Source organism: Phyllobacterium sp. GQ127, from assembly GCF_059758635.1.
In genome coordinates this window covers 1-23,081 of record NZ_JCAXDZ010000014.1, presented here as the reverse complement: position 1 = coordinate 23,081, position 23,081 = coordinate 1, and the positions used below count along the sequence as shown (strand labels likewise).

General features: G+C 53.5%; 22 protein-coding genes and 4 pseudogenes. 16 read left to right on the top strand and 10 right to left on the bottom strand.

Annotated elements, in window-relative coordinates:
• Nucleotides 1-26 precede the first annotated feature (26 nt).
• Nucleotides 27-197 carry a hypothetical protein gene (locus AC6CHM_RS24850; protein WP_498175980.1) on the top strand — a complete coding sequence of 57 codons (171 nt, stop codon included), beginning with the start codon at nucleotides 27-29 and terminating at the stop codon, nucleotides 195-197.
• Between the two features lie 158 nt (nucleotides 198-355).
• Here AC6CHM_RS24850 and AC6CHM_RS24845 read toward each other — a convergent pair.
• The 3 genes and pseudogenes from AC6CHM_RS24845 to pcaD all read right to left on the bottom strand — a co-directional run bounded on the left by AC6CHM_RS24845 (nucleotide 356) and on the right by pcaD (nucleotide 2,385).
• A pseudogene (locus AC6CHM_RS24845) lies at nucleotides 356-1,175 on the bottom strand (lyase family protein).
• A 9-nt stretch (nucleotides 1,176-1,184) separates the two neighbouring features.
• Nucleotides 1,185-1,568, bottom strand: a complete 384-nt coding sequence (pcaC, locus tag AC6CHM_RS24840; protein ID WP_498175978.1) for a 4-carboxymuconolactone decarboxylase — start codon at nucleotides 1,566-1,568, stop codon at nucleotides 1,185-1,187.
• Nucleotides 1,569-1,574: 6 nt separating this feature from the next.
• Nucleotides 1,575-2,385 (bottom strand): annotated as a pseudogene (gene pcaD, locus AC6CHM_RS24835) (3-oxoadipate enol-lactonase).
• 110 nt (nucleotides 2,386-2,495) lie between these two features.
• Between pcaD and pcaQ the strand changes: the two are divergent.
• Nucleotides 2,496-3,402, top strand: a pseudogene (gene pcaQ / locus AC6CHM_RS24830) (pca operon transcription factor PcaQ).
• Here pcaQ and AC6CHM_RS24825 read toward each other — a convergent pair.
• Nucleotides 3,399-4,154, bottom strand: coding sequence for an IclR family transcriptional regulator (locus AC6CHM_RS24825; RefSeq protein WP_498175976.1), 756 nt, complete (start codon nucleotides 4,152-4,154; stop codon nucleotides 3,399-3,401). The pseudogene pcaQ and the gene AC6CHM_RS24825 overlap by 4 nt on opposite strands.
• A 138-nt stretch (nucleotides 4,155-4,292) precedes the next feature.
• Here AC6CHM_RS24825 and pcaF point away from each other — a divergent pair, with 138 nt between their 5' ends.
• From pcaF to AC6CHM_RS24810, 3 genes are read left to right on the top strand one after another with little or no spacing between them, the layout of a single operon-like run.
• Nucleotides 4,293-5,498: a 3-oxoadipyl-CoA thiolase gene (gene pcaF / locus AC6CHM_RS24820; protein WP_498175974.1), complete on the top strand. Its 1,206-nt coding sequence runs from the start codon at nucleotides 4,293-4,295 to the stop codon at nucleotides 5,496-5,498.
• A gap of 49 nt (nucleotides 5,499-5,547) precedes the next feature.
• Nucleotides 5,548-6,255 (top strand): 3-oxoacid CoA-transferase subunit A, encoded by a 708-nt coding sequence (locus AC6CHM_RS24815; RefSeq protein WP_498175972.1) that lies wholly within the window; start codon nucleotides 5,548-5,550, stop codon nucleotides 6,253-6,255.
• Nucleotides 6,252-6,941 (top strand): 3-oxoacid CoA-transferase subunit B, encoded by a 690-nt coding sequence (locus AC6CHM_RS24810; RefSeq protein ID WP_498175970.1) that lies wholly within the window; start codon nucleotides 6,252-6,254, stop codon nucleotides 6,939-6,941. The genes AC6CHM_RS24815 and AC6CHM_RS24810 overlap by 4 nt, the downstream gene beginning before the upstream one ends.
• A 468-nt stretch (nucleotides 6,942-7,409) precedes the next feature.
• On the opposite strand, the gene AC6CHM_RS24805 is transcribed toward AC6CHM_RS24810, so the two are convergent.
• A complete protein-coding gene (locus tag AC6CHM_RS24805) occupies nucleotides 7,410-8,396 on the bottom strand; it encodes a LacI family DNA-binding transcriptional regulator (RefSeq protein ID WP_498175988.1) in 987 nt (328 codons plus the stop codon).
• Nucleotides 8,397-8,819: 423 nt separating this feature from the next.
• On the opposite strand from AC6CHM_RS24805, the gene iolG reads away from it, so the two are divergent.
• From iolG to AC6CHM_RS24790, 3 genes and pseudogenes are all read left to right on the top strand, one after another.
• Nucleotides 8,820-9,809, top strand: a complete 990-nt coding sequence (gene iolG, locus AC6CHM_RS24800; protein WP_498175968.1) for an inositol 2-dehydrogenase — start codon at nucleotides 8,820-8,822, stop codon at nucleotides 9,807-9,809.
• 201 nt (nucleotides 9,810-10,010) lie between these two features.
• A pseudogene (locus AC6CHM_RS24795) lies at nucleotides 10,011-10,406 on the top strand (Gfo/Idh/MocA family protein); the annotation flags it as partial.
• Between the two features lie 21 nt (nucleotides 10,407-10,427).
• Complete coding sequence (locus tag AC6CHM_RS24790) at nucleotides 10,428-10,718, top strand: hypothetical protein (protein WP_498175966.1); 291 nt, start codon at nucleotides 10,428-10,430, stop codon at nucleotides 10,716-10,718.
• 371 nt (nucleotides 10,719-11,089) lie between these two features.
• Here the strand turns inward: AC6CHM_RS24790 and AC6CHM_RS24785 are convergent, their stop codons facing one another.
• The 5 genes from AC6CHM_RS24785 to AC6CHM_RS24765 form a co-directional block, all read right to left on the bottom strand.
• A complete protein-coding gene (locus tag AC6CHM_RS24785) occupies nucleotides 11,090-11,257 on the bottom strand; it encodes a hypothetical protein (protein WP_498175964.1) in 168 nt (55 codons plus the stop codon).
• Nucleotides 11,258-11,888: 631 nt separating this feature from the next.
• Nucleotides 11,889-12,674 carry an SDR family NAD(P)-dependent oxidoreductase gene (locus AC6CHM_RS24780; RefSeq protein WP_498175962.1) on the bottom strand — a complete coding sequence of 262 codons (786 nt, stop codon included), beginning with the start codon at nucleotides 12,672-12,674 and terminating at the stop codon, nucleotides 11,889-11,891.
• Nucleotides 12,675-12,757: 83 nt separating this feature from the next.
• Complete coding sequence (locus tag AC6CHM_RS24775; protein ID WP_498175961.1) at nucleotides 12,758-13,960, bottom strand: ABC transporter substrate-binding protein; 1,203 nt, start codon at nucleotides 13,958-13,960, stop codon at nucleotides 12,758-12,760.
• Nucleotides 13,961-13,997: 37 nt separating this feature from the next.
• On the bottom strand, nucleotides 13,998-14,807 hold the full coding sequence (locus tag AC6CHM_RS24770) for a putative hydro-lyase (RefSeq protein WP_498175959.1): 810 nt from the start codon (nucleotides 14,805-14,807) through the stop codon (nucleotides 13,998-14,000).
• Nucleotides 14,808-14,926: 119 nt separating this feature from the next.
• A complete protein-coding gene (locus tag AC6CHM_RS24765; protein WP_498175957.1) occupies nucleotides 14,927-15,832 on the bottom strand; it encodes a LysR family transcriptional regulator in 906 nt (301 codons plus the stop codon).
• A gap of 254 nt (nucleotides 15,833-16,086) precedes the next feature.
• On the opposite strand from AC6CHM_RS24765, the gene AC6CHM_RS24760 reads away from it, so the two are divergent.
• From AC6CHM_RS24760 to AC6CHM_RS24725, 8 genes are all read left to right on the top strand, one after another.
• Nucleotides 16,087-16,839 (top strand): SDR family NAD(P)-dependent oxidoreductase, encoded by a 753-nt coding sequence (locus AC6CHM_RS24760; protein ID WP_498175955.1) that lies wholly within the window; start codon nucleotides 16,087-16,089, stop codon nucleotides 16,837-16,839.
• 184 nt (nucleotides 16,840-17,023) lie between these two features.
• Nucleotides 17,024-17,761 (top strand): ABC transporter ATP-binding protein, encoded by a 738-nt coding sequence (locus tag AC6CHM_RS24755; protein WP_498175953.1) that lies wholly within the window; start codon nucleotides 17,024-17,026, stop codon nucleotides 17,759-17,761.
• Nucleotides 17,761-18,522 (top strand): ABC transporter ATP-binding protein, encoded by a 762-nt coding sequence (locus AC6CHM_RS24750; RefSeq protein ID WP_498175951.1) that lies wholly within the window; start codon nucleotides 17,761-17,763, stop codon nucleotides 18,520-18,522. The genes AC6CHM_RS24755 and AC6CHM_RS24750 overlap by 1 nt, the downstream gene beginning before the upstream one ends.
• Nucleotides 18,519-19,433, top strand: a complete 915-nt coding sequence (locus tag AC6CHM_RS24745; RefSeq protein WP_498175948.1) for a branched-chain amino acid ABC transporter permease — start codon at nucleotides 18,519-18,521, stop codon at nucleotides 19,431-19,433. Before AC6CHM_RS24750 ends, AC6CHM_RS24745 begins: the two co-directional genes overlap by 4 nt.
• Before the next feature lie 11 nt (nucleotides 19,434-19,444).
• Nucleotides 19,445-20,449 carry a branched-chain amino acid ABC transporter permease gene (locus AC6CHM_RS24740; protein ID WP_498175946.1) on the top strand — a complete coding sequence of 335 codons (1,005 nt, stop codon included), beginning with the start codon at nucleotides 19,445-19,447 and terminating at the stop codon, nucleotides 20,447-20,449.
• A gap of 187 nt (nucleotides 20,450-20,636) precedes the next feature.
• Nucleotides 20,637-21,311, top strand: coding sequence for an energy-coupling factor ABC transporter ATP-binding protein (locus AC6CHM_RS24735; RefSeq protein WP_498175944.1), 675 nt, complete (start codon nucleotides 20,637-20,639; stop codon nucleotides 21,309-21,311).
• Nucleotides 21,308-21,907 (top strand): energy-coupling factor transporter transmembrane component T family protein, encoded by a 600-nt coding sequence (locus AC6CHM_RS24730; RefSeq protein WP_498175942.1) that lies wholly within the window; start codon nucleotides 21,308-21,310, stop codon nucleotides 21,905-21,907. The genes AC6CHM_RS24735 and AC6CHM_RS24730 overlap by 4 nt, the downstream gene beginning before the upstream one ends.
• A 25-nt stretch (nucleotides 21,908-21,932) precedes the next feature.
• The gene (locus AC6CHM_RS24725) at nucleotides 21,933-22,484 is read left to right on the top strand and encodes a biotin transporter BioY (protein ID WP_498175940.1); all 552 of its coding nucleotides are present in this window, start codon (nucleotides 21,933-21,935) and stop codon (nucleotides 22,482-22,484) included.
• Nucleotides 22,485-23,081: the final 597 nt, after the last annotated feature.

Sequence of the window (23,081 nt, the reverse complement as noted above, 5' to 3'; positions counted from 1 at the left end):
GTCGGTCCGATCCTTTATAGAGGCGATTGGCACATTCGTTCCAAAGTCTTAATCAGGTGGCCGACCAGGCGGCGAATTACCACGTCAGCAATGGACGCGCCGAGGTGATTGCACCAAGTGTCGAACGGCTTGAGGTGCTACATATTACATGGGAGATTCTGCCCGGAACATTGCTTTCGGGCACTGAACAGGTCTAAGAAGACGAAGGCGATAGGGCCCCCGGTCAGCTCACGTCGAACTTCTGGTCGACTTTCAGAAATATTCAACCGGATCAGGCCGGCTTGACCTGAACGCTCTTCGCCACGGACAGCAGCCGACGCCCGCGCGGCACCTGGACACGATTATCTCGAATGTTTCATACCGCGTTCGTGGACGGGCCACCTTCAGTTGGTTCCCATCCGATTGAATTGATATTGCCGCACACATGCTGAGCAAGGTTTAGCGAAGCTGCCGTAGCAATAGCCATCTGCGGGGGCAGCATCCACTCCAGCGACCAAGCCGACCCGGACCGCTCCTGTTCATGCACCGGAGCAAGATGCATGCTCAAAAGCTGGACGGCATTGAACTGCGCCAGCGTCACCAGATGCTCGGCGGTGACCGGATTTTGCTTGTGAGGCATTGCGGATAATGCGCCGCCGCCGCCAAGGGCGATTTCATCACCCGCCTGTGCCAACAAGGTGAAATCTGCTCCAAATTTTCCAAGTGTGCCGGTAAGCAGGGACAAAAGATTTGCGAACTCGGCCAGACGGTCGCGCTGGCTTTGCCATTGCGGGCTGTCGCCAAGCCCAAGCGCCTTGGAGAGCGCAGTTCGAACCGCCTCGGCCTTCTCGCCGAGCTGGTCCAATGTTCCCGCCGCTCCGCCGAACTGAACGTTGAAAAGCGATTGAGACAAAGCAGCTCCTTTGCCGCGTTCATCCAATACGCGGCCATGAACAATAATGCGCGGCGGACTGGCCAGGTGCAGCATAATTGTGGATCAGGTCATTATCGAGTTCGCTGAGAATAGACGGGTTGAACACTGGACCCGTTATTTCGGACAATGTCCCATCAAGAGAGAGCAAAGCCTTTTGCGGCGAGCGCAGGACATTTGTTTTATAATCCGGCGTGAAGGCGGGTGGATGACAGGCATGATCCCGCGCCCAAAAAGCACCGATTTCTGGTTTGCTGTCCGACATGTTTCCTCCTCATGCCGCCTGTTCGTCTTCTAGTTCTTCGTAGACTTCTTTGACCAGTTTTATCGCGTGATTGGCAGCAGGTACGCCCGCATAAATGGCCACGTGCAACAGCGCTTCGCGGATATCTTCTTTCGTGGCGCCTGTGTTGACAGTCGCGCGGGTATGCATGATTAGTTCTTCATCCTGTCCAAATGCAGCAAGCAGCGCGATGGTGACGATCGAGCGCTCGCGCTTTGTCCATTGTGGCCGCGACCAGACGTGTCCCCAGGCAGCTTCGGTAATCAGGTCTTGAAACGGCGCGTCGAACTCTGACTTGTTTGCTTCAGGCCGGTCGCCCAGAACGGATCGCCGTGTTTCCATACCCTGATTATAGCGTGCTGACGGGCTTTTCATCTTACTCTAACCATTCGCTTTTTCCTCAAGTTTGAACTCGTCGATAAAGGCACGAATGATTGCAACGAGCATTTCAGGCTGCTCCACACAGGGTATATGCCCGGCTTCCTTGATGACTTCTTAGCGTGCGTCCGGAATCAATTGGCCAGAGAAAGCACCACCTCCGGAGGCGTCGAGCCATCCTGATCTCCGACAATACAGATTGTTGGAACCGATATTCGGCTTGCAACTTCCGTGAAGTCAGCATCGCGAAGCGCTGCGCATGTTCCAGCATATCCGGCCAATGGCTGACGGATCAGCATGTTTCGATAACCGGTCAAGGCCGCGCTGCTTTCGCGATGAAACGGCGGCGTGAACCAGCGTTCAAGGACAGCATCAGCAATGCCCTCAATGCCGTTCTTTTCAAGCGTAGCGATGCGAGCATTCCAGAATCGGCATCGCCAATTTTGTGCGCGGTGTCGCACAGGATCAGTGCGCGAACCAGGTCGGGCCGTGAAGCAGAATGCCCCTGAGCGATCATCCCACCCACCGAAAGCCCGCAGATGATTGCGTCCTTGACATTGAGAAAATCCAAAAGGCCCGTCAAATCGCCGATATGATCGTCAATGGAATAGGGAGATATGCCGACACTTGAGAGTCCATGGCCGCGTTTGTCATAAGTAACGGTGGTAAAGACACCCGCCAACCGAATGATAACGTCACGACAAATGCGGAAATCACTGCCCAATGAATTGACAAATACGATGACAGGTTTCGAGGCTGGTCCGCCAATCAGCTGATAATGCAGTGTCACACCATTTATATCGGCAAATTGCACGTTTCTCTCCCTTTCACACAAAATGATATACTCGTATGGTTCTGTAAAATGAACTTTTAGGCATTCTGCATAACCTTTTGATTATGATTTGCACCGAAAGGCATGGCCCAATGATCGAAAACCGTATCAAATTTCGGCATCTCTTCACGTCTCTGGAGGTTGCCCGGCAGAAGAGCGTGACGAAGGCCGCCGATCAGTTGAATATAAGCCAGCCCGCAGTGACAAAGACCATTCGGGAACTCGAGGATGTTCTCGGCGTGGCCATTTTAGAGCGCGACGGGCGCGGCATCCGTATCACACGCTATGGCGAAGCGTTATTAAAACATGCTGGCGCTTCCATTGTGGCGTTGAGGCAGGGTTTCGAACGAGTTGACGGGGGACGGAATCCCTGTCCGTATCGGGGCTTTGCCCACTGTTTCGGCCAGCATCATGCCCCGCACCATGCAACTGTTCCTCGAGGAGAAAACCGGAAGCCGCATCAAGATCGTGACCGGAGAAAATGCCGTTCTGCTTGAGCAATTGCGCCTGGGCGATCTCGATCTGGTGGTCGGTCGCCTTGCGGCGCCGGAAAAGATGACCGGCCTTTCCTTCGAACATCTCTATTCCGAACAGGTGGTATTCGCGGTGCGTGCCGGGCATCCGCTCCTCAAAAGCGACAACATATTTTCCAGCCTCAGGGCCTTCCCGCTGTTGATGCCGACCAGAGGATCGATCATCCGGCCATTTGTCGACCGCTTTCTTATCGTCAATGGCATTGGTAGCCTGCCGACGCAGATCGAGACTGTTTCCGATGCCTTCGGACGGGCCTTCGTGCGGATCAGCGATGCGGTATGGATCATCTCGGCAGGTGTCGTTGCCAATGATCTTGCCGATGGCAGGCTTGCGACATTGGCCATCGACACGCAGGACACAAAAGGCCCTGTCGGTTTGACCGTTCGGGCGGAGGTGATCCCGTCGCTGCCGCTTTCCATTCTCATGCAGACGATCCGGGAAACTGCGCGGGAAATTTCCCCCTAGATCAAAACATGGCTGATTGATGCTTGTGTGTCGCGCATCACCGGCAAATAGCGCTCTACCATTTCAACCATATCGGTGCGCGCAGCCTGCGCGCCGATGTTGAGTGCGGCGACAACTGACCCCCTGGTGTCGAAAAGCGGGATGGCGATCGAGCGCAATCCGATTTCCAGCTCCTGATCAATAAGAGCGTAGCCCTGTTCGCGGACGCGATGCAGCTCATGGATAAGCGCGTCGATACTGGTGAGTGTATGCGGCGTGTTGGATTTCAGATTGCTGGTTTCAAGAATGTTTCGCGCCTGCTGTTCCGGCAGGGCGGCAAGCAGCACCCGCCCCATTGATGCACAATAGGCTGGGAGCCGGCTGCCGGGGTTGAGATTGATGGACATGACGCGCCGCTGCGAGGCGCGTGCAATATAGACCACTTCATTACCGTCAAGGACAGAAACCGAGGCGCTTTCCCCGGTCGCTTCCGAAAGCCGGTCAAGGAAGGGCTGAACGATACGCGGCAAGGGCGTCGCGGACAGATAGGAATGGCCCAGGCGCAGTATGCGCGACGACAGCGTGAAATATTTGCCGTCATAATGTGCGTAACCCAATTGCGCCAAAGTGAGCAGGGCGCGCCGGGCTGTGGCGCGCTCAAGCCCGGTGATCTTCGATACGTCCGATATCGACAGGCGAGGGGTCGTTTCGCCAAAGGCTTCGATGACCGAAAGCCCCTTGGCAAAGCCGCCTATAAAATCTGTTTCACGCATCGAATCTCCCTCCATCGCAGCAATCGCACTATCATATTTTGTGCGATATACGAACAAATATTAAATACCGCACAAAATATTTGACGCCACCGAGCCGAACGGGCCATTACTTACACTTAAACGTACGGGGCTGGGAAAATGACCGAGGCTTATATTTGCGATTACATCAGGACGCCTATCGGGCGCTTTGGCGGAGCACTCGCCGGAGTGCGTGCCGATGATCTTGGTGCAATTCCGCTAAAGGCGCTAATGGAACGCAATGCGTCGGTTGATTGGGCCGCGATTGATGAAGTGATTTTCGGCTGTGCCAATCAGGCTGGAGAGGATAACCGTAACGTGGCGCGTATGTCTTCATTGCTGGCTGGATTGCCGGATGGCGTTCCCGGCACCACAATAAACCGGCTGTGCGGCTCCGGTATGGATGCGGTGATCACTGCCGCTCGCGCTGTTCGCGCCGGCGAAATCGACTTGGCAATTGCCGGCGGTGTCGAGTCCATGTCGCGCGCGCCATTCGTTCTCCCGAAATCTGATACAGCTTTTTCGCGCAATGCGGAAATCTACGACACAACGATTGGCTGGCGTTTCATAAATCCTTTGATGAAGAAACAATATGGCGTGGATTCCATGCCTGAAACCGGCGAGAATGTTGCTGAGCATTTCCATGTTTCGCGTGAAGATCAGGACGCGTTTGCAATGCGGTCACAACACAAAGCAGGTGCCGCTCAGGAAAATGGTCGACTGGCCAAGGAAATCACCCCGGTAATCATTCCACAGCGTAAGGCTGCGCCAAATGTCGTCGACAGGGATGAGCATCCGCGTCCGCAAACTACCATCGAGTCACTGGCCAGATTGCCGACTCCGTTCCGTCAGGGGGGATCGGTAACGGCCGGAAATGCATCAGGAGTTAATGATGGCGCTGCGGCTTTGATCGTAGCATCCGAAGCAGCGGCAAAGCAACATGGTCTTAACCCGATCGCGCGCATCCTCGGCGGCGCGACCACGGGCGTTCCACCGCGTCTCATGGGTTTTGGACCAGCACCGGCAACGAAAAAGCTATGTGCACGTCTCGGGTTGGCACCAGCAGATTTCGACGTGATCGAACTGAACGAGGCTTTTGCCTCCCAGAGCCTTGCTACCCTGCGCGACTTGGGCATTGCCGACGACGCCGAGCAAGTCAATCCGAATGGCGGCGCCATTGCACTCGGTCACCCGCTCGGCATGAGCGGCACGCGTATCACCGGATCGGCAGCGTTGGAACTCAAAATTTGCGGCGGCAAGCTTGCAATGGCAACCATGTGTATCGGTGTCGGTCAAGGTATCGTGATCGCGCTGGCCAGCGTCTGAGGTTGAAGTTGCCTGCAACCCCATCCAGCCGTACGAAGGGAGATATAGCGTGGATAAGACGATCTCGAATTTGGCGGACGCCGTCTCGGAAATTGTCGATGGTGCCGTGATAATGATCGGCGGGTTCGGCGGATCCGGTGCGCCAATAGAACTCATTCACGCTCTCATCGAAAAGGGCCCCGTGGATTTGACCGTCATCAACAACAATGCCGGCAATGGGCGTATCGGGATTGCGGCGATGATCGATGCCGGGATGGTCAGAAAGATGATTTGCTCGTTCCCCCGCTCATCGGATCCGCGTGCATTCACCGATCAATACCTTGCGGGAAAGATCGAGCTGGAGTTGGTGCCCCAAGGGACGCTGGCTGAGCGCATTCGTGCCGGCGGTGCTGGCATCCCGGCATTTTATACGCCAACGGCTTTTGGAACCGAGCTTGCGAAGGGAAAGGTAATTGCCGAATTCGAAGGTCGACCTTACGTGCAGGAACGATGGCTCAAAGCGGATTTTGCCCTCGTCAAAGGCCATATTGGCGATACCCATGGCAACCTGACCTATAATAAGGCGGCCCGCAATTTCAACCCGCTGATGTGCATGGCGGCCGCCAAGACAATCGTTCAGGTCTCCAAACTTGTGGCGGCAGGAGAAATAGACCCCGAGCATATCGTTACCCCCGGTATTTTCGTCAACGGTGTTGTTGAGGTCACGCATCCACGGCAGGAAGAAGAGCTCGTTCGGGCGGGAGAAGTGTTTCCATGACCATTAATACGAGAGACGACATCAAATTATCCAATGCCCAGATCGCCTGGCGCGCGGCGCAGGACATTAAAGACAGCGTTTATGTCAACTTAGGGATCGGCTTTCCCGAAATGGTTGCCCGCTATCAACCGCCGGGTCGCCAAGCAATCTTCCACACGGAAAACGGCATTTTGAACTTCGGCGAACCATCAGCTCCGGGTGAAGAGGACTGGGACCTTATCAATGCCGGCAAAAAAGCCGTTACACTAAAGCCCGGCGCCGCCTTTTTTCATCATGCGGACAGCTTTGCCATGGTGCGTGGCGGGCATTTGGATGTGGCCATTCTCGGTGCTTATCAAGTGGCGCAGACAGGGGATCTCGCCAATTGGCGGGTCGGTTCGAAGGGAGTTCCCGCCGTAGGAGGCGCAATGGATCTGGTGCACGGCGCCAAGCAGGTGTTTGTAATCACTGAACACGTAACTAAAGAGGGCAAGCCGAAGCTTGTTGATGCGTGTACCTTTCCGCTGACCGGAGTTGGTTGTGTCAATCGCGTCTATACAAGCCATGCCGTTATCGACCTCGTCAACGGCCGCTTTATAGTTCGAGAAAAGCTGCCCGCCATGACCATGGAAGAACTACAGGCAATGACTGGTTCGGCATTGCACAGAGAGGGCAGCGTCGGTGAACTCTTAGTACCCTTGCTTTAAATCATAGGCCTCCTATTCGCATGTGCCAGCCATAGTTAACGCCCTCAACGGTCCCCGAGTCGAACTATCAACACGTCTGGCCATAGACACCAGCTATCGCACCAATTCGCAAGCGCTCCTCCCGCGGTACAGAGTTGTTCTTCCGTGTCGACATCAATGATGGCCGCTTCGCTCATCTAAACCTTCACGACCGGGCGGAGTTGATCTGAGCGGCGGCATCATGTGATCTTTTTCACCACGCCCGTCATCAGTTCGATACAAGCTTAGCGCGTGGTACTTCCCACGAGTCTGTTCTAAAAGTCCCACAATGTACAATCAGTATGGTCTCTCAGTTCTTGGAAGGGACCGCCCAACTCCACCTCAAGAAGCTTGAAGCATCTGGGCGATCACAATTCGCCAATTCCTTTGGTGATCTACGCCTGCACCCCGAATTGGATACTCGCCGCCGTCGTTTACCAGACGTGTAAGTTAAGCGGATCCTCGTATCTTGATTTTGAAGGGCAAGATGACATCGCGCGCGCCAGTGATTTCCTTTGCTGAAGGTTCAATAAGTTCGGCTATTGCCGGGCCAAATTCAAATGCTGGAACCGTCACCGTGGACAACCAGGGAGCCAGCCAATCGTTCAGACGATTGTCATCAAAGCCCATCAATGCGACATCTTCGGGAACCCGTAAACTCAATTCAACCGCCGCGCGGTGAACACCGTAGGCAATCATATCATTACCACAAAAGATAGCGCGGTGGCTGTAGGGGCCGGAGAACAGTCTGCGGCCATGTTCATAGCCCGCTTCCATCGTGTAGGCGCTCTCGATCTGGAATATCGTCCCCCTATTACCGAGACCAGCAATGAACCCATCAAGCCGTTCACTGCTTCCTGCATAGGTCTTCGGTCCGTGAATCGCTACACAATTCCGATGGCCCTTTTCTGCGAAATATTCCCCGACCGCGATGCCGGCAGCATAATTATCAACGCCGACATACGGCGCTACAATACCGTCTGCGGGACGCCGGTTTACGAAAATTATGTTGTTCTGCCTGGCACACAATTCACGCAGTCGCGGCGTGTCTATTGCGCCCTGAAGGACGATGGCGCGCGCGCGCATCCCTTGAGCATCGGAGAGCAGCCGGTCCTGCTGGTCTGCATTTTCCGCGGCATTCGCCAACACCATAGAAAGGCCGGACGATTTTAACGCATTTTCCACCGATGCGGCCACGTCGGCGGTGAAATGGTTTGACGCGTCGGGAACGAGCATTGCCACGACCCTGCTACGAGCGAGACGAAGCGACCGTCCGATTTCGGAAGGTGTATAGCCTAGTGTTTCCGCAGCGTTCTTGACGTTTTCGAGGGTGTGAGGCGCGATCACATCGGCTTTCCCGCCGAAATACCGCGACACGGTCGCCGTTGACACCCCTGATAGGCGCGCGACATCTCGAACAGTGGGCGGCTTGGTCATGCGAAAACCCGTATCAAAATTCATTTCTTGGATCTATCCTTATTTATTCAACGGAAGTCAGGCAAGCCGTGGATTCCGTTTATGAAGTCAACCTGATCGCCAACAAGATGTTGCCAAGGCCTGTTTTGTTCACTCGGTTTCGCATGAAAGCGTTAACGAGCCCGGGTCTCCACGACAAACCCAGGACCGATATCCGTAGAAGGGACCTCGGTGCGCGCTCGGTTCCAAAAATTGCCGCCCTGTTGCTAAAAGATGCCGCCAGTTTGCAGATAACAATTTCAGCCTTTTAATGGCGCATCCATGGGCTAATGTAATCGTTGACATTCATGATGTATACGTTAACATTTTGCTTGACTGTCATATACCAACGCTTGCGTATGGCACATTTCCTGTTTGAGATTTTCGGTCGTGAAAGGAAAAACGATGCGCATAGGAATTTTGGGGTGCGGGAGAATCGGGCAGATACATGCCCGTTCAATCCAGCAAATTCCGCAAGCAAAGCTTGTCGCTGTGGCGGACATTTCAACAGCTGCTGCTGAGGCTGCAGGGCGCCGCTTTGGCGTCGAGGTTCGCGACGCCTCTGATATCTTCGGCGCAAAAGACATAGATGCGGTGGTGATCGCGACGTCAACCGACACCCACTTTGACATGATCCGTTCCGCTGCGGCGGCGCACAAAGCAATCTTCTGCGAAAAGCCCATCGATCTTTCCTCAGAGCGAGTTCGCATTTGCATCGATGCCGTAGAAAAGGCAGCGGTTCCGTTTATGACCGCCTTTAACCAGCGGTTTGATCCACATTTTCGAGCCGTTCATCATCGAGTGAGGTACGGCGATATCGGGGACGTAGAAACGGTCTCGATCACGTCCAGGGATCCTGCCCCTCCGCCAGTGAGCTATATCAAAGGCTCAGGAGGGCTTTTCCGTGACATGATGATTCACGATCTGGATATGGCGCGTTTTATCCTGGGGGAAGAACCGGTGCAGGTCTATGCCGTGGGGTCCAATTTGGTTGATCCTGCGATTGAAGAAGTTGGCGATATCGACACAGCCGCAGTAATTCTTACAACCTCCACTGGCCGGATCTGTCAGATTACCAATTCTCGTAGAGCGACATACGGGTATGATAAACGACTCGAAGTACATGGTTCAAAGGGCATGTTGCGCGTCTCAAACGTCCTGGAGAACCTCGTTGAAAGCGCCAATGACACAGGCTTCAAAAGTGCACGTGCGCAGCCATTCTTTCTTGAACGGTTTGGAGCCGCTTATCTTACAGAAATGGAACATTTTGTGGAGGCGGTCTCAACGGGTGTGAAACCCACCCCCGATGCGCAAGATGGGCTTCGAGCACAGGTGATCGCTGATGCCGCAACCCAATCCTGGCAGGAAGGTCGACCCGTGGCGATCCAACACTAGCCCCTACCTCTGTCGAGAGATAGGTTAATTCAAAGCAGAAAACCCCATGAAAGTTGCCTTCACCGGGCTAGGCCGCGTGGCCGACCTTCACGTCGAAGCGATTCGACAACTTGGTGCGCATGCCTTGCTGGAGGATAGGGTCGATCATCAAGCAAAGCTGAACAATTTCGCTTACGTTTCGGCGGAACCGCTTATTCAACGCTTGAGGATTTGCTTGCAGATCAACACGTTGATGTCGTGCTTGTTGCAACGAACACTGCTTCACACTTTGAGTACGCGAAGTGTTCGCTGAGGGCTGGAAAACATGTGCTTTTGGAAAAACCGCTTTGCGAGGCAGCCACGCAGATAAAGGAGTTTGCGGAAATTGCCAAGCAGCAGAAGCGAACTTGTATGCATTCGCACAATTACGTCTATGCCGAGAGTATGAGGCGATTGAACACTCATATCAAGGCAGGGCGTCTAGGGGATATCGTAAACTTTTGGACGCTTATAATAAACAACACGACGCGGATGCTTTACTCCTTGGGACGCCCTTCATACGTATACGCCACGGGTACCAACATTCATTTCACGCGCAGGGGCGCCATGATCAGTTGATGACTACAGCAGAATATCCTGATGGAAAAATTGCAGATCTTTTGGGGCAGCTTTTCTGCCGATGATCGAAGCCGCGTGCCTTGGTCTTGTTATTTCAAGGTGATCGGTATGAATGGAAGCGGCGTTGTGCCGCTGGATATCACCAAATTCGGCAATGCGACCGCGCCTTTTTGGGATGATGGGACTTATTGGGATAGCTTTCTCCAAGTATACGATTACTTCCTCAACGAGTGTTTGACTAATTCCCGCGCACCACTGCCAACACTTGAGGATGCATATGATGTTGCTGTGATATTAGACGCTGCACGTTAGTCCCTGACAGAGAAGCGGAGGATTGAAATTGATTATTGCTGAGGAACAGGCAGCAGCCAGCGCGTCCGTGCTAAAACTCAGTGGAATACATTCAAGTAATAGCGAAGTGTCCTATCCAATTGTGCCCTATGGATTTTCATGAAGTTCTGGTGACGATCATCCACATTCGTTGCGTTCCCCTTACGTGATCGCTTCGAGTTTGCTTTAGTCCGCAAGATTCGATTGTCTCTGCAGGTTAGTTTAGGACAGCGCGCTAGAAGCGCTGCTGAAATCCTGCATATCCATTGGCAGCTACCTGGTCGCACCTTCGGCGATAGCTTGCCATTCCATCGACATAGGGCATGAACACGCGAGAGTTTCCCGGGTATATTTTAGGTACCAACTTGTTGCGACAGGAAAGAGCGTCCTGTCTGCCAGCGTCTTAAGTTCGGCCATCCATTCTTCTTGAGCGCTTCCTCAGCCTCCATAGCCTTGATACCGTGGCGGTTTGCATAGGCGATCATGTCAGAAGCGAATTCCACATGCTGTTCTATTGCCATCGGAACGTCCGCAAGCACAGCAGGGCTACCTGGTCCTGTCAGTGTGAACAGGTTTGGAAAGCCCGCCACACCTTATGCCAATATAGTTTGAGGGACCTTCTTTCCATTTCTCTGCAAGGACTCGTCCGTCAGTACCGACAATTTGCAGCTCGTAAGCGCCCCGGTCAGCGCATCAAATCCCGTTGCAAAGACGAGCACATCAAACTGTCGCATACCATTTCTCAGTTCTAAACCTTCCTCCCTCATGCCCAGGATTGGATAGTCATTGATATCGATCAAAGAGACATGATCGAGATTGAATGCACCGTAATAATTGGTCTCTAATGGCTGCCGTTCGTGCCGTAGGGGTAAGTTCTCGGTACAAGATTCTCCGCCGTAACCGGGTCCTTAACGATTCACGAATGCGATCACGCAGATGTTCCGCCGCAATTTCGTTGGCCGATGCGCCGGAAAGAATATCGTTGTAATTGCCCAGCCAATACGCGAAATCTCCAGTGTTATAGAGCTCCTCGAAGACGCTGGCGCGCTCTTCTGGCGTGGCTTCATGAACGGACGAATTGATAGGAACCAGCGGATATCCGCCGAAACTCAACTTCAACCGCTGGTGAAGTTCCCGTGCGAGTGAAGCGCACTAGGCGAAGATCGTGCCTCCATCGACAACGATCGACTGACCGGTTACAAAATCGGAGTCCGGTGAGGCGAGAAAGCGCGCAATGCCGACAAGATCCTCCGCTACGGACGGTCGTCCAAGCGCAGCCGTAGACGCAAATCGTTCGAACGCTTCGTTTTCCTTTGTCGTGAGCCCGGTTTCACGAAACCCTTCGTCGATCTTTTTCCACATGTCGGTTGCAACGTTGCCAGGGCAAATCGAATTCACCCGAATGCCATCCTTTCCAAACGCTCTTGCAGCAGCCTGCGTCAAGGCAATGACGGCGAACTTGCTGGCACAGTAATGAGCAAGCGGATCTGTACCGAGCCTGCCACCGATGGAGGCTGTATTGATGATTCTTCCGCCGCCGCCTTGGCGAAGGAAGGTTTCAATTGCTTCCTGCATCGCAATTAACACACCAAGACCGTTGACGTCGTTCATGACGCGCCAATCATCTTCAGTGATCTTGAGGAACGGCCGCATCTGCACGATGCCAGCATTGTTAAAGATTACATCGAGGTTTCCATGCGCTGCGACGGACGCCTCGATCATCTTCCGTATTGCTATTCTATCGCGAACGTCGACAGTAACTGCGATAGCTTGGCCACCTGCATCGCGGATGTCTTTCGCCGTGGCTTCAGCGGTCTCGCTCGAGAGGTCAGCGACGGTGATCAGAGCGCCATCGGAAGCCAATCCTCGGGCGATAGCGGCACCAATGCCCCGGCCAGCACCGGTGATGATGATATTTTTGTCTTTGATTTTGGTCACGATCAATTCCTGAAATGGGTGATATGTCGCGGCGCGGCAATCGGCTGCACCGAATGGTACTCGGGCAGGACACCATTCCGAAACTACTTGGTCCTGAAGAGGACTTTTTTAGGAATCGGTTGACCAAAGCGGTACGTCCCAACAGGACTGGGCTTGCGATCCTTGAACTCCATCATGACAATTTCAGCATCGAGCTGGATGTGCCACTCCGCAGTAAAGCTCATTGGGCCGATGATTGTCGGCTCGTCCTTATATTCTTCCATCGCAGGAACGACTTTGGTCGCCTCCGTGCTGCCAACCTTCTCAACAGCTCGAGCCCAAAGATCCATGAACGGATAAATCGGTACGCCGTACATGGTGGCCGGCGGATTGCCAAACTTCCCCTTGAACCGGTCGACATATGCATTGACTTCAGGACGCGGATCGTTCCCATGTACCGATGCCTGCACGGGAATGTAGAGCCCTTCCAGGTTTGGGACAGCATCAATCCAATATGTACCATCAAATGACGATGTTGCAATGATCGGCATGGTCAGGCCTGCCGCACGCAGCTGCAATACGGCACTTGCGCCGCCTGGTACCCAGGAGCATAGCGCCAAAACGTCCGGCTTCGTGGGCAAGCTCAGGATTCTCGTGATTTGCGACTGAATGGTCAGATCATCGTTCTTGAACGTATCGGTTCCAAGTGAGGTCATTCCGACCTTCTCGGCGCCCCATTCGAAGCCGGCGCAAACCGACTTGTCAAATTCTGTTGTCGTATCGAGTAGCGAATAGTAAGTCTTGGCACCGAGCTTGGAGTTCGCCCAGCCAGCGCCAGCCGATCCTTGAACCTGGGCAGCGATTGTCGAAGTGAACGCATAAGGTCCGGCGCCCTGCACGCCAGCCTTCGGATCCATGGCACACAAGAATACAGACGCAATACCCGCCCGCTGCGCAGCTCCAGCAGCTGGTGCGCCTTGGTCGTAGTCGCACGACACAACCAGCAGATCGACGCCCTGTTCTACCAGTTGCTGACCTGCTCGACTGCCCTGAGCACGGTCAGTCTTGGTGTCCGCAACGATGTATGTCAGCTTCTTGCCCAGAAGACCGCCTTTGGCGTTCTGATCGTCGACCCACAGCTTGACTGAATTGGTTCCGTCACCGTCATACGCAGCCATGAAACCAGATTCCGCAATCGCCATGCCGATCACGATTTCGTCGTCATTTGCGCGAGCCATGCCGGACAACAGCGTGGCCGTGGCGAATGCCCCGATCGCCATGGAGAGTATTCTCTTAATACTGATCATCTGCAATTCCCCTTTTTTGGTTGATTATGAAATTGGGTTAGAACAGCCGGCCACCGTCGGATCGCAGATCGGTGACGAGCATATGTCCCGGTTCGTGCGTGATCGCAATCCGAGGGCGAGCGCGCATGATGGCAAGTTGTGGTGTGACGCCGCAGGCCCAAAAAACCGGGACCTCTCCCGCCCGGATGTCCGGCGGATCACCAAATTCCGGCGCTGTTAGATCCTTGATGCCGATGGTTGACGGATCGCCGAAGTGAACAGGCGCTCCGTGCGCTTGGGGAAGCTGGGAAGACAAGATCATTGCCGTGATGGCATCCTTTGGAAGGAAGGGCCGCATCGAGACAACTGTCGGCCCGTTGAACTTACCGCTGGGCTGAGTCTCGATATTGGAGATGTACATCGGCACGTTGGTGCAATTGTCCATGTGTCTGACGGGAATGTTTGCCCGTACCAACGCGTCCTCAAACGAGAATGAGCAGCCCAGCACGAATGTGACGAGATCATCACTCCAGAGCGCTCGCAGGTCATCCACGTTCTCTGTCAGTTCGCCGTCTCGGAAAACGCGGTAGCGTGGCACGTCCGAGCGAACGTCGATTTCCCGGCCAAGCCTTGCCAATGTAAAGTCCCCTGGCTCGCTGACTTCCAAAATTGGGGCGGCCTTCGGGTTCAGCACGCAAAAGCGAAGAAACTCACTTGCGTCCGATGTGGGTAGAATTACGATGTTCCCCTGTTGAAAACCCGGTGCCATTCCTGAGGTGGGTCGCGTCAAGGAGCCATCTCGAGAGGCTTGCCGCACGGAGAACCCATCCACGAATGAGTGATTTGCAAGTAATTCGGTGTTTCGCATGTCGTACCGCCAGGAAACCAGTTTCCCGTGATAGTGGTAATCAGGAGCGATAAGTCAATTTCCGAATTTCTATGAAACGCAATTAAAATAATTTATCAATTTGAGACAACGAAACCGTTCTATTCCTTGGCAGCCATCGATTTGGACCACTCTGCGGCCGTCCGGGCAGCGATATCCGCAACCAGCCCGACCTCGTATGTCTCGGGCGCCGCGATCCAACTAGCAAAAAAGGACAACGGTGGAATCATTACTTCGCTGCTGATGATCTCAAGCCTGCGGGATGCCAACTCATCGATCACGAGTGCAGCAGGGATTACAGCCACGCCAATTCCTTCCAAAGCCAGCCGTACGGCAGTCGCCATCGAAGCGCTGGCGTGTATCCGGACCTTCGATGAACCGGGAGCGCTGAAAAGCGATTTTACCATTTCGTATGGCTGGGTTTTGCGAGAAAATGTGATAATGGGGTACTGCGCTATGTCGAAGATCGTTGCGGGATTAGGCAGCTTCAACAAGGGGCTGGCGATAAACCGCACCGGATATTCGCATAGTGGGCGATTACTAATCCGAGGTCCAGAAATCGGCCCCTGCAGGAAAGCAATATCGATTTCCTGGTCCATGATCTTGGCCTGAAGGTTCATGGAGATGTCTACTTCGATCTCGATTGAGAGTTGTGGGTAGGCCTGGTCTACCCGTTTGATGAACTCAGGGAGCCAAGTTTGTACAATGCTCTCCGAAGCGCCCAGTCGGACAACGCCTCGAACGGCTGATTTATCCCTGACGTGGGCGAGCATTTCCGCCCTCAGTGCAAGGAGCCGTTCTGCGTAGGCAAGCAGTTCCCGACCCTGAGATGTCGGCGTCACGATCCTCATATCACGTATCAAGAGCTTGGCGCCCACCTGCTCTTCGAGCTGAGTGATACGATGGGAGATCGCAGGTTGGGTCGTTCCCAGGCGCTCGGCCGCCTTTCGAAAGCTGCCAAGCGCAGCTACCCAGACAAGAGTTTCCAATCCTTTGAAATCGACCACGTGTTCCTCCATCCGGGTTGTGAGACAACGCCAAATCAAACCGATAAAATATTCTTATCGAATTGCATTAAAACAAACATTTTGACTAATGAATCGCCTGAACGTTAAGGTCAACAAAAAAGAGGGGACTAGCGTCACTGAAGCGCAACTGTTTTGGATCGCAGTGATCAAGCAGCATAAGTCCGACATCTCAGATTTAGACGCGATGAGCAGCTCAAAAAGATCTGCCGACGTCCGACATCGAAGGGACCGGAATGACCGCAATACCCCATCCATTCGATTTGAGCGGTCGAACCGCTCTGGTCACAGGTTCGGGACGCGGGATCGGACTTGAAATTGCAAGAGTTTTACATCGGTTCGGATCCGAAGTCATTCTCACGGACATTAACGCCAAATCAGTTGCGGAGGCTGTTGCGTCATTTTCGGAGCGCGCGAGCGGTTATGCCGCTGACGTAACCTCTCCGCTAGAAGTCAGGAATCTCGCAGTCAAGATCGGTAAATGTCCCGATATCCTTGTCAACAATGCTGGCATAAGCCGCGCAGCCCCAACGAGTGCCACGAGCGACGAGGACTGGCGGGCCGTACTATCGGTCAATCTTGACGGCGTCTTCTACTGCTGCCGAACCTTTGGCGTGATGATGGCTGAACGTGGTTCCGGCGCGATCGTGAACATCGGTTCGATGTCGGGAAAAATCGTCATTCAGGACACAGTTGTCACTGCTTACAACGCAAGCAAGGCTGGCGTGCACATGCTGACGAAATCTCTCGCCTGCGAATGGGCGAAGGCTGGTGTTCGTGTGAATGCGGTGGCGCCCGCTTTCATCGAGACTCCTATGACAGATAAATACCCCCCAGATACGGCAAAAAAGTGGAGAAATCTCACACCTATGGGACGGTATGGCAGACCAGAAGAAGTCGCGTCGGCAGTTCATTTTCTGACAAGCGATGCTGCAAGTTATATCACCGGAGCCATTCTTTCGGTCGACGGGGGTTACACAGCTTGGTAGTCGGCGCACTGCGACTCCCCGCAAAATGTACTATCGATGCTGTGACAGCGCTCACATCTATCATATGCCGCATCGGGAGACCGGGCCCCTTGTCGGCAACGATATTCCCCGGCGGTTCAGACTTACACATTCGATACTGATCTAGCGCAGGTAAATGCATTCCTTGCTAATTTTGTAGGTGCAGATGGAACAACAACACACTGAAGATAGTCTAGATGCGGAAGGCGTGACGGTACGCTTCGGCGGACTTCTCGCCTTGAAGGATATAACCTTCTCCTTAAAGCCAGGGGAGATCGTTGGGCTTATCGGACCCAACGGGGCAGGAAAGACCACTTTGGTAAATTGCCTAAGCGGCTTTCAAAAGCTCACCTCTGGAACCGTGCGGGTAAACGGAACCTTGACATCGACGTGGTCGGCGCCTGAATTCCGAATTCATGGTGTGGCGAGAACGTTCCAGTCGGGACGGTTGTTCCCCGATCTAACCGTTAGAGAAAACGTCGAGGTGCCGCTTGTGGCACTAGGTATGTCGCGGGCAAAGGCCCGTCACGAAGCAACTGCTCTGCTCGAACGTACAGGGCTTGCATCCTCGGCCGACAAAGAGGCAGCAACTTTGCCCTACACCGACGAGCGTCGCGTCGGCATCGCCCGTGCACTGGCGATGCAACCGAGTTATGTGCTGCTTGACGAACCTGCTGCAGGAATGTCGGATAGTGAATGCGAAGAGCTTATGGAGATGGTCCATTCTCTGCCCGGGCAATTCGGATGCGGCGTCTTGCTCATAGAACATAACATGACGGTCGTGATGAACGTCAGCGATCGGATTCACGTTCTGGATGTGGGGCAGACCCTTGCGCAAGGGCGGGCGGACGAGATTCGCAAGAACCCGGCAGTTATCGAGGCCTATCTTGGGAGCGAACTGTGATGCTGGAGCCTGGTATTGTTCTTGATGTGTCGGATCTGACCGTCGCGTACGGTCGTATGACAGCTGTGCGAAATGTCTCTTTTTCTCTCAAAGCAGGCTCCATCACGGTTATCGTGGGCCCCAATGGTGCCGGAAAATCGACAATAATGAGCGCAATCGCCGGCGGCACGAAACCCGGTGGCGGTCAGGTAGTGTTCAAAGGAGCAGCTATTCAGCATAGGCGCCCTGAGTCCATCGCATCTCTCGGTATCTCACTTGTTCCGGAGGGGCGTCACGTTTTCCCAACATTGAGCGTGCGGGAAAACCTCTTGGTTGCATCGTTCATGCGCAAAGATCGGAGGCAGATGGAGGTGGACATGGAGCGTCTGCTGACATTGTTTCCTCGCCTGCGTGAGCGCTTCAAACAATCGGCTGGCAAGTTGTCGGGGGGTGAACAACAGATGCTTGTTATAGCTCGCGCATTGATGACGAAGCCGACACTGCTGATGATCGACGAGCCCTCGCTGGGACTTGCACCAAAGATCGTCGAAGAAGTCTACGAAATCTTGCTGAAAGCTCGAGGAGAGGAGAATCTCACCCTCTTGATTAACGAGCAAACATCCAAGCGTGCGTTGAAAGTTGCCGACACTATCCACGTATTGCGCGAGGGCGGTTTGCGTCTTAGCGGGGCTCCAGCCGAACTGCGAGACGGTACCGCTTTGTCCGATGCCTATTTCGGCGCGTCTTCACATCAACCAAAGCCATTTGGAGTTGCAAGGTGAGCTATTTCATTCAAACACTGTTCGATGCGCTCAGTCTTGGCAGCCTGTATGCGCTAGCGGCGCTTGGCATCGGTTTGTTGTTCGGGATATTGCGACTGATCAACTTCGCACACGGCGAATTCATTACAATAGGAGCCTATAGTCTTATCGTCCCGTCATCTGCTGTGACGGCGACCACGTTCCTGGGCGCTTTTCCTGCATGGGTTCTGATCCCGGTCGTGTGTCTAATCATTATCGGCGTTGCGCTTCTTTCAGACAGACTCGTATTTCGGCATCTACGGAAAGCTCATCCAGCGTCACTAATGGTAGCGTCCTTCGCGCTTGGTTATGTGATTCAAAACATTCTCCTGATGATTTACACTGGGCGTTCGAAATCGGTCGGCCTGTGGCCGCTCCTGACCCAAATGATCGAAGTCGGAGGTGTCCGATTTCCAGCGCTGCAATTGGTCGTGATTGCGACCACTGCTGTCCTTTTGATTGTCCTCACCTTGTTTCTCCATCGCACGCCATACGGTATACAAATGAGGGCAGCCTCCGAAGATTTCACGATGGCGCGATACCTGGGGGTGCGTGCTGATTTCGTCATTGGCCTCGCTTTCGCGATCTCGGGGATCTTGGCATGTGCCGTGTCGCTCCTTTTGGTCGCGCAGACGGGCGTGATATCCCCAACGATGGGCGCTTCACTGATCACCTACGCTTTCATTGCCACAGTGATTGGAGGAATGGGCAGTTTGTCCGGCGCGGTGCTCGGTGGGATTGCAGTAGGAATGGCGAGCTCCTTCCTGCAGGCATATCTTCCGATCGACCTGCGATCCTTCCGCGACGCCTTCCTCTTTGGAATGCTCGCCCTTTTTCTAGCATTCCGTCCCGGTGGCATTATTAAAGTTAGATCGCTGGAAGAGCGGGTTTAGGAGCGCTGGTCATGTTAGGTTTTTCTTTTTCGCGTGTGTGGCCGCTCATGGCCCTCAGTCTGCTTCTCGTCTTTCTTGCCGCGCTGGGCAATTTGGCAGGTGGATCCTATCCGCAAATCCTGACCGAGATGATGATCAAGATCATAATGGTCATCGGAGTTTACATCTTCGTCGGCAACTCCGGGGTTCTCTCCTTCGGCCATGTTGGCTTTGTAGCTGTTGGAGCATACGCTGCCGCATGGTTCACTTGCTGCACGTTGCCAATGGTAAAGCCGCTTTATGTACCAGGTCTGCCGTTACTACTTCAGGAAAATTCATATCCGTTCGTGGTCGGAATCCTGAGCGCCGTACTGGTCACTGGCCTTGTTGCTTCAATGGTCGGCATATTCATCGTGCGGCTGAGTGGTATCGCGGCTTCTATCGCTACCTTTGCCTTTTTGGCGATTGTGTTTGCCGTCTACAGCAATTGGGAATCGGTTACCGGCGGCACCGCCTCAATCTCGAACATTCCGGTAGATGTGGGACCCTGGATTGCAACCCTTGGTGCAATTGTTGCTATCCTTCTTGCCTTTCTATTTCAGTCCTCCCGTCACGGGCTGATGCTGAGGGCCAGTCGTGATGAGATGGTTGCTTCCCGCTCCTGTGGCGTCCGGGTTGGACATTCCAGATTTGTTGCATGGATCCTTAGTGCTGTAGTGGCAGGTGTAGGCGGTGCTTTTTACTCGTCCTACATTGGCATCCTGTCGGTCGATACCTTCTATCTGCCCCTTACATTCTTGGTCTTGGCGATGCTGATCGTGGGGGGCTTGCAGAGCCTGTCCGGTGCAGTTGTTGGGGTTCTCATCCTCACTGCCATCACTGAGTTTTTGCGAATGCTCGAAAATGGAGACACCTTCATCCAGCTTCCAAAAGGATTGCAGGAGGTAGGACTGGGAATTGTCATGATCATTATCCTCATTTTCCGTCCAAAAGGCATTATGAACGGCAAGGAAATCGGTTTTCCCTTCCGGAAATAGCGCATACTTTCTGGAAAGTACCCTCTATATTCACAAAGGAGCCTATATCTTGATCGGACGAGATGGTGAAATTTGATCACGCTGTTGTGAAGGTTCTGAAAAATGGATCACCTCACACGCCTGGATACCAGCTACGGAACAATTTAGGTTCCCCGCCGCCATTTGTGATGGGTTTTGATGAGCATCGATGATCGAAATTAATGGCGTAACCCTCAACTACGAAGACCTTACCGTTTTAGACGATATAAATTTGGTCTTGGCTGAAAAGCGGATCGCTATTGTCGGGTCGAATGGCTCTGGAAAAAGCAGCTTTGCTCGTCTTCTCAACGGACTACAGCATCCCACGCGGGGCACCGTGCTTGTCGATGGCCTTGATACAAGGAAAGACGGGAAGAAAATTCGCCAAAAAGTGGGTTTTGTATTCCAGAATCCCGATAATCAGATTGTGTTTCCGGTCGTTGACGAAGACCTCGCCTTTGGACTCAAAAATCTTAGACTCCCTCCCGACATTATCGAAGCGAAGATTACGGAAGCCTTGCTGCGGTATGATCTTTTGCCCTTTCGAAAGCACCTCACACATAGGCTGAGTGGCGGGCAGAAGCAGCTCATCGCAATTTCGGGTGTGATCGCCATGGAACCGTCCTATGTTGTCCTCGATGAACCGACCACGCTCCTTGATTTGAGAAACAAACGACGGATCGCAAACGTCATAGATGCATTCGAACAGACCGCTATCGTCGTTTCGCACGATCTCGATTTCCTACGTGGTTTTGATCGAGTGATTGCCTTCGAAAATGGCAAGGTCGTCATTGACGACGCTCCCTCTCCTGGTCTCGCGCGATACGTGGAACTGCTCTCATGAGCTTGGGAACCTATGTTCATAGAGATTCCCCGATCCACAGCATATCAGCTGGTCTAAAGGTTTTGGCTTTGGTGTTGGGAGGCACCGCTATTTTTCTTGTGCAAAGCCTCGAGATAATTTTAGTACTCTTAGTGTTGGTTATGGCGCTGTACTGGGTCGCTCGTATCCCTACAAGAACAATGCTGGCCCAAGTTCGGCCGGCCATGTGGATATTTATCACCATCTTTCTTTTTCAAATCGTCACAACTAATGTGATCTTTGGAGCGCTAGTGGTTGCTCGATTTATCGTGCTCCTTTTGCTGGCATCACTCGTGACGATCACGACGCCTACATCCCAAATGATAGACGCGATCGAGCGCTCGATTGGATGGCTACGCTTGATTGGCCTCAATCCAGGTAAAGTAAGCCTGGCTCTCTCGCTCTTCCTGAGGTTCATACCCGTCGTTGCCTCAGTCACTTCGGAAGTCCGGGAAGCCCAAAATGCGCGTGGGCTTGAGCGCAGTGTTATAGCGGTAGCAATGCCGGTTATAATTCGCACCTTGAAAATGGCAGATGATGTATCAAACGCGATTGATGCGCGCGGTTATGACCCTTAACCCTCCTAAAAGAACAGGATTCTGAATGCCCACCAGAGATATCGTTTATATTGCGCTGTTCGCCGCGCTTACCGCTGCCATGGGTTTGTTTCCGCCTTTTCCCTTGCCTGTTACAGGAGTGCCATTAACGGTGCAGAACATCGGTCCACTGATCGCCGGCACTATTCTCGGCGCCAAGCGTGGGTTCTTGTCTCAGCTGCTTTTTGTCGCCTTGGTGGCGGCCGGCCTGCCCGTCCTCGCTGGTGGCCGGGGTGGATTCGGTATTTTTGTCGGTGTCACCGGCGGTTTCTTGTTGGCCTGGCCGCTCATATCGCTTGCTGTGGGTTATTTCACAGAGCTGTACTGGCGCAATCTGACCCTGCCAAAATTAATCGCAATTACTATGATCGCAGGTCTAGGCATCAGTAATCTTCTGGGTATTCCCTGGATGGCTATCCTCCTGAATCTGGATGCAAAGACTGCCGTGCTTAGCTCCTTTGCGTTCGTTCCTGGAGATTTGGCAAAAGCCATCCTGGCTTCGATCATAGCAATGGCAGTCCGACGTTCTTACCCAATCATTACAAAGCAAAAAACATAAACTGCGTCTCATAGCAGCGACCTGCCGTCCATCATGGACAATGATGCACCTAGGCGCCGTAATGGAACGCGTTGCAGCGGAGGGCGACTGTCTATGTATTTTCGGCACTTGGCCGACGGGCAGCGGACATTTCTTGGGGCTCGCGTCAGGACAGGAAAACCGAATTCCAAACGCCTGGTCTGGGGCATACGTAGTGTGCCCACGCCGTGCGGATAGTATTCACCACAGCACCGACGAAATGATCATTTCTGATTGATCACCATAGGGAAGACCACATCTGCTCAAAATCAAGCAATTGAATGGTTAAACTCGCAATCAGGCCGCAGCCCACCGGAAATGAGCGAAATAAATTCCGATATCATGCTGCCCGTGGCGCGTGTGGGTCAGTGATCCCTGAACCGAGAATTTTTGAGATTCTGGCTGGATTAATCTGTATTCGTATTGACCGGATGGACGACTGCTATAACTCTCTCGAATGCGGCAAGTTTTGCGTGCGCCTGCAACGTTCGCAGTTCATTCAGCCAGACGATCTCCTTCTTGACCGCGGCGCGAAATTCCGGGTTCGTGAAAGCGATTGCCAACACCGCCGCACCAACC

Bases quoted from the DNA above. Each gene is read 5' to 3' on its own strand.
- AC6CHM_RS24740 (WP_498175946.1), top strand. From the start codon at position 19,445: ATGTTAGGTTTTTCTTTTTCGCGTGTGTGGCCGCTCATGGCCCTCAGT.
- iolG (WP_498175968.1), top strand. From the start codon at position 8,820: ATGCGCATAGGAATTTTGGGGTGCGGGAGAATCGGGCAGATACATGCC.
- AC6CHM_RS24750 (WP_498175951.1), top strand. From the start codon at position 17,761: ATGCTGGAGCCTGGTATTGTTCTTGATGTGTCGGATCTGACCGTCGCG.
- AC6CHM_RS24825 (WP_498175976.1), bottom strand. From the start codon at position 4,154: ATGCGTGAAACAGATTTTATAGGCGGCTTTGCCAAGGGGCTTTCGGTC.
- AC6CHM_RS24730 (WP_498175942.1), top strand. From the start codon at position 21,308: ATGAGCTTGGGAACCTATGTTCATAGAGATTCCCCGATCCACAGCATA.
- AC6CHM_RS24805 (WP_498175988.1), bottom strand. From the start codon at position 8,396: ATGACCAAGCCGCCCACTGTTCGAGATGTCGCGCGCCTATCAGGGGTG.
- AC6CHM_RS24760 (WP_498175955.1), top strand. From the start codon at position 16,087: ATGACCGCAATACCCCATCCATTCGATTTGAGCGGTCGAACCGCTCTG.
- AC6CHM_RS24790 (WP_498175966.1), top strand. From the start codon at position 10,428: ATGGAAAAATTGCAGATCTTTTGGGGCAGCTTTTCTGCCGATGATCGA.
- AC6CHM_RS24725 (WP_498175940.1), top strand. From the start codon at position 21,933: ATGCCCACCAGAGATATCGTTTATATTGCGCTGTTCGCCGCGCTTACC.
- pcaC (WP_498175978.1), bottom strand. From the start codon at position 1,568: ATGAAAAGCCCGTCAGCACGCTATAATCAGGGTATGGAAACACGGCGA.
- AC6CHM_RS24770 (WP_498175959.1), bottom strand. From the start codon at position 14,807: ATGCGAAACACCGAATTACTTGCAAATCACTCATTCGTGGATGGGTTC.
- AC6CHM_RS24775 (WP_498175961.1), bottom strand. From the start codon at position 13,960: ATGATCAGTATTAAGAGAATACTCTCCATGGCGATCGGGGCATTCGCC.
- AC6CHM_RS24810 (WP_498175970.1), top strand. From the start codon at position 6,252: ATGACCATTAATACGAGAGACGACATCAAATTATCCAATGCCCAGATC.
- pcaF (WP_498175974.1), top strand. From the start codon at position 4,293: ATGACCGAGGCTTATATTTGCGATTACATCAGGACGCCTATCGGGCGC.
- AC6CHM_RS24735 (WP_498175944.1), top strand. From the start codon at position 20,637: ATGATCGAAATTAATGGCGTAACCCTCAACTACGAAGACCTTACCGTT.
- AC6CHM_RS24755 (WP_498175953.1), top strand. From the start codon at position 17,024: ATGGAACAACAACACACTGAAGATAGTCTAGATGCGGAAGGCGTGACG.
- AC6CHM_RS24785 (WP_498175964.1), bottom strand. From the start codon at position 11,257: ATGGCAATAGAACAGCATGTGGAATTCGCTTCTGACATGATCGCCTAT.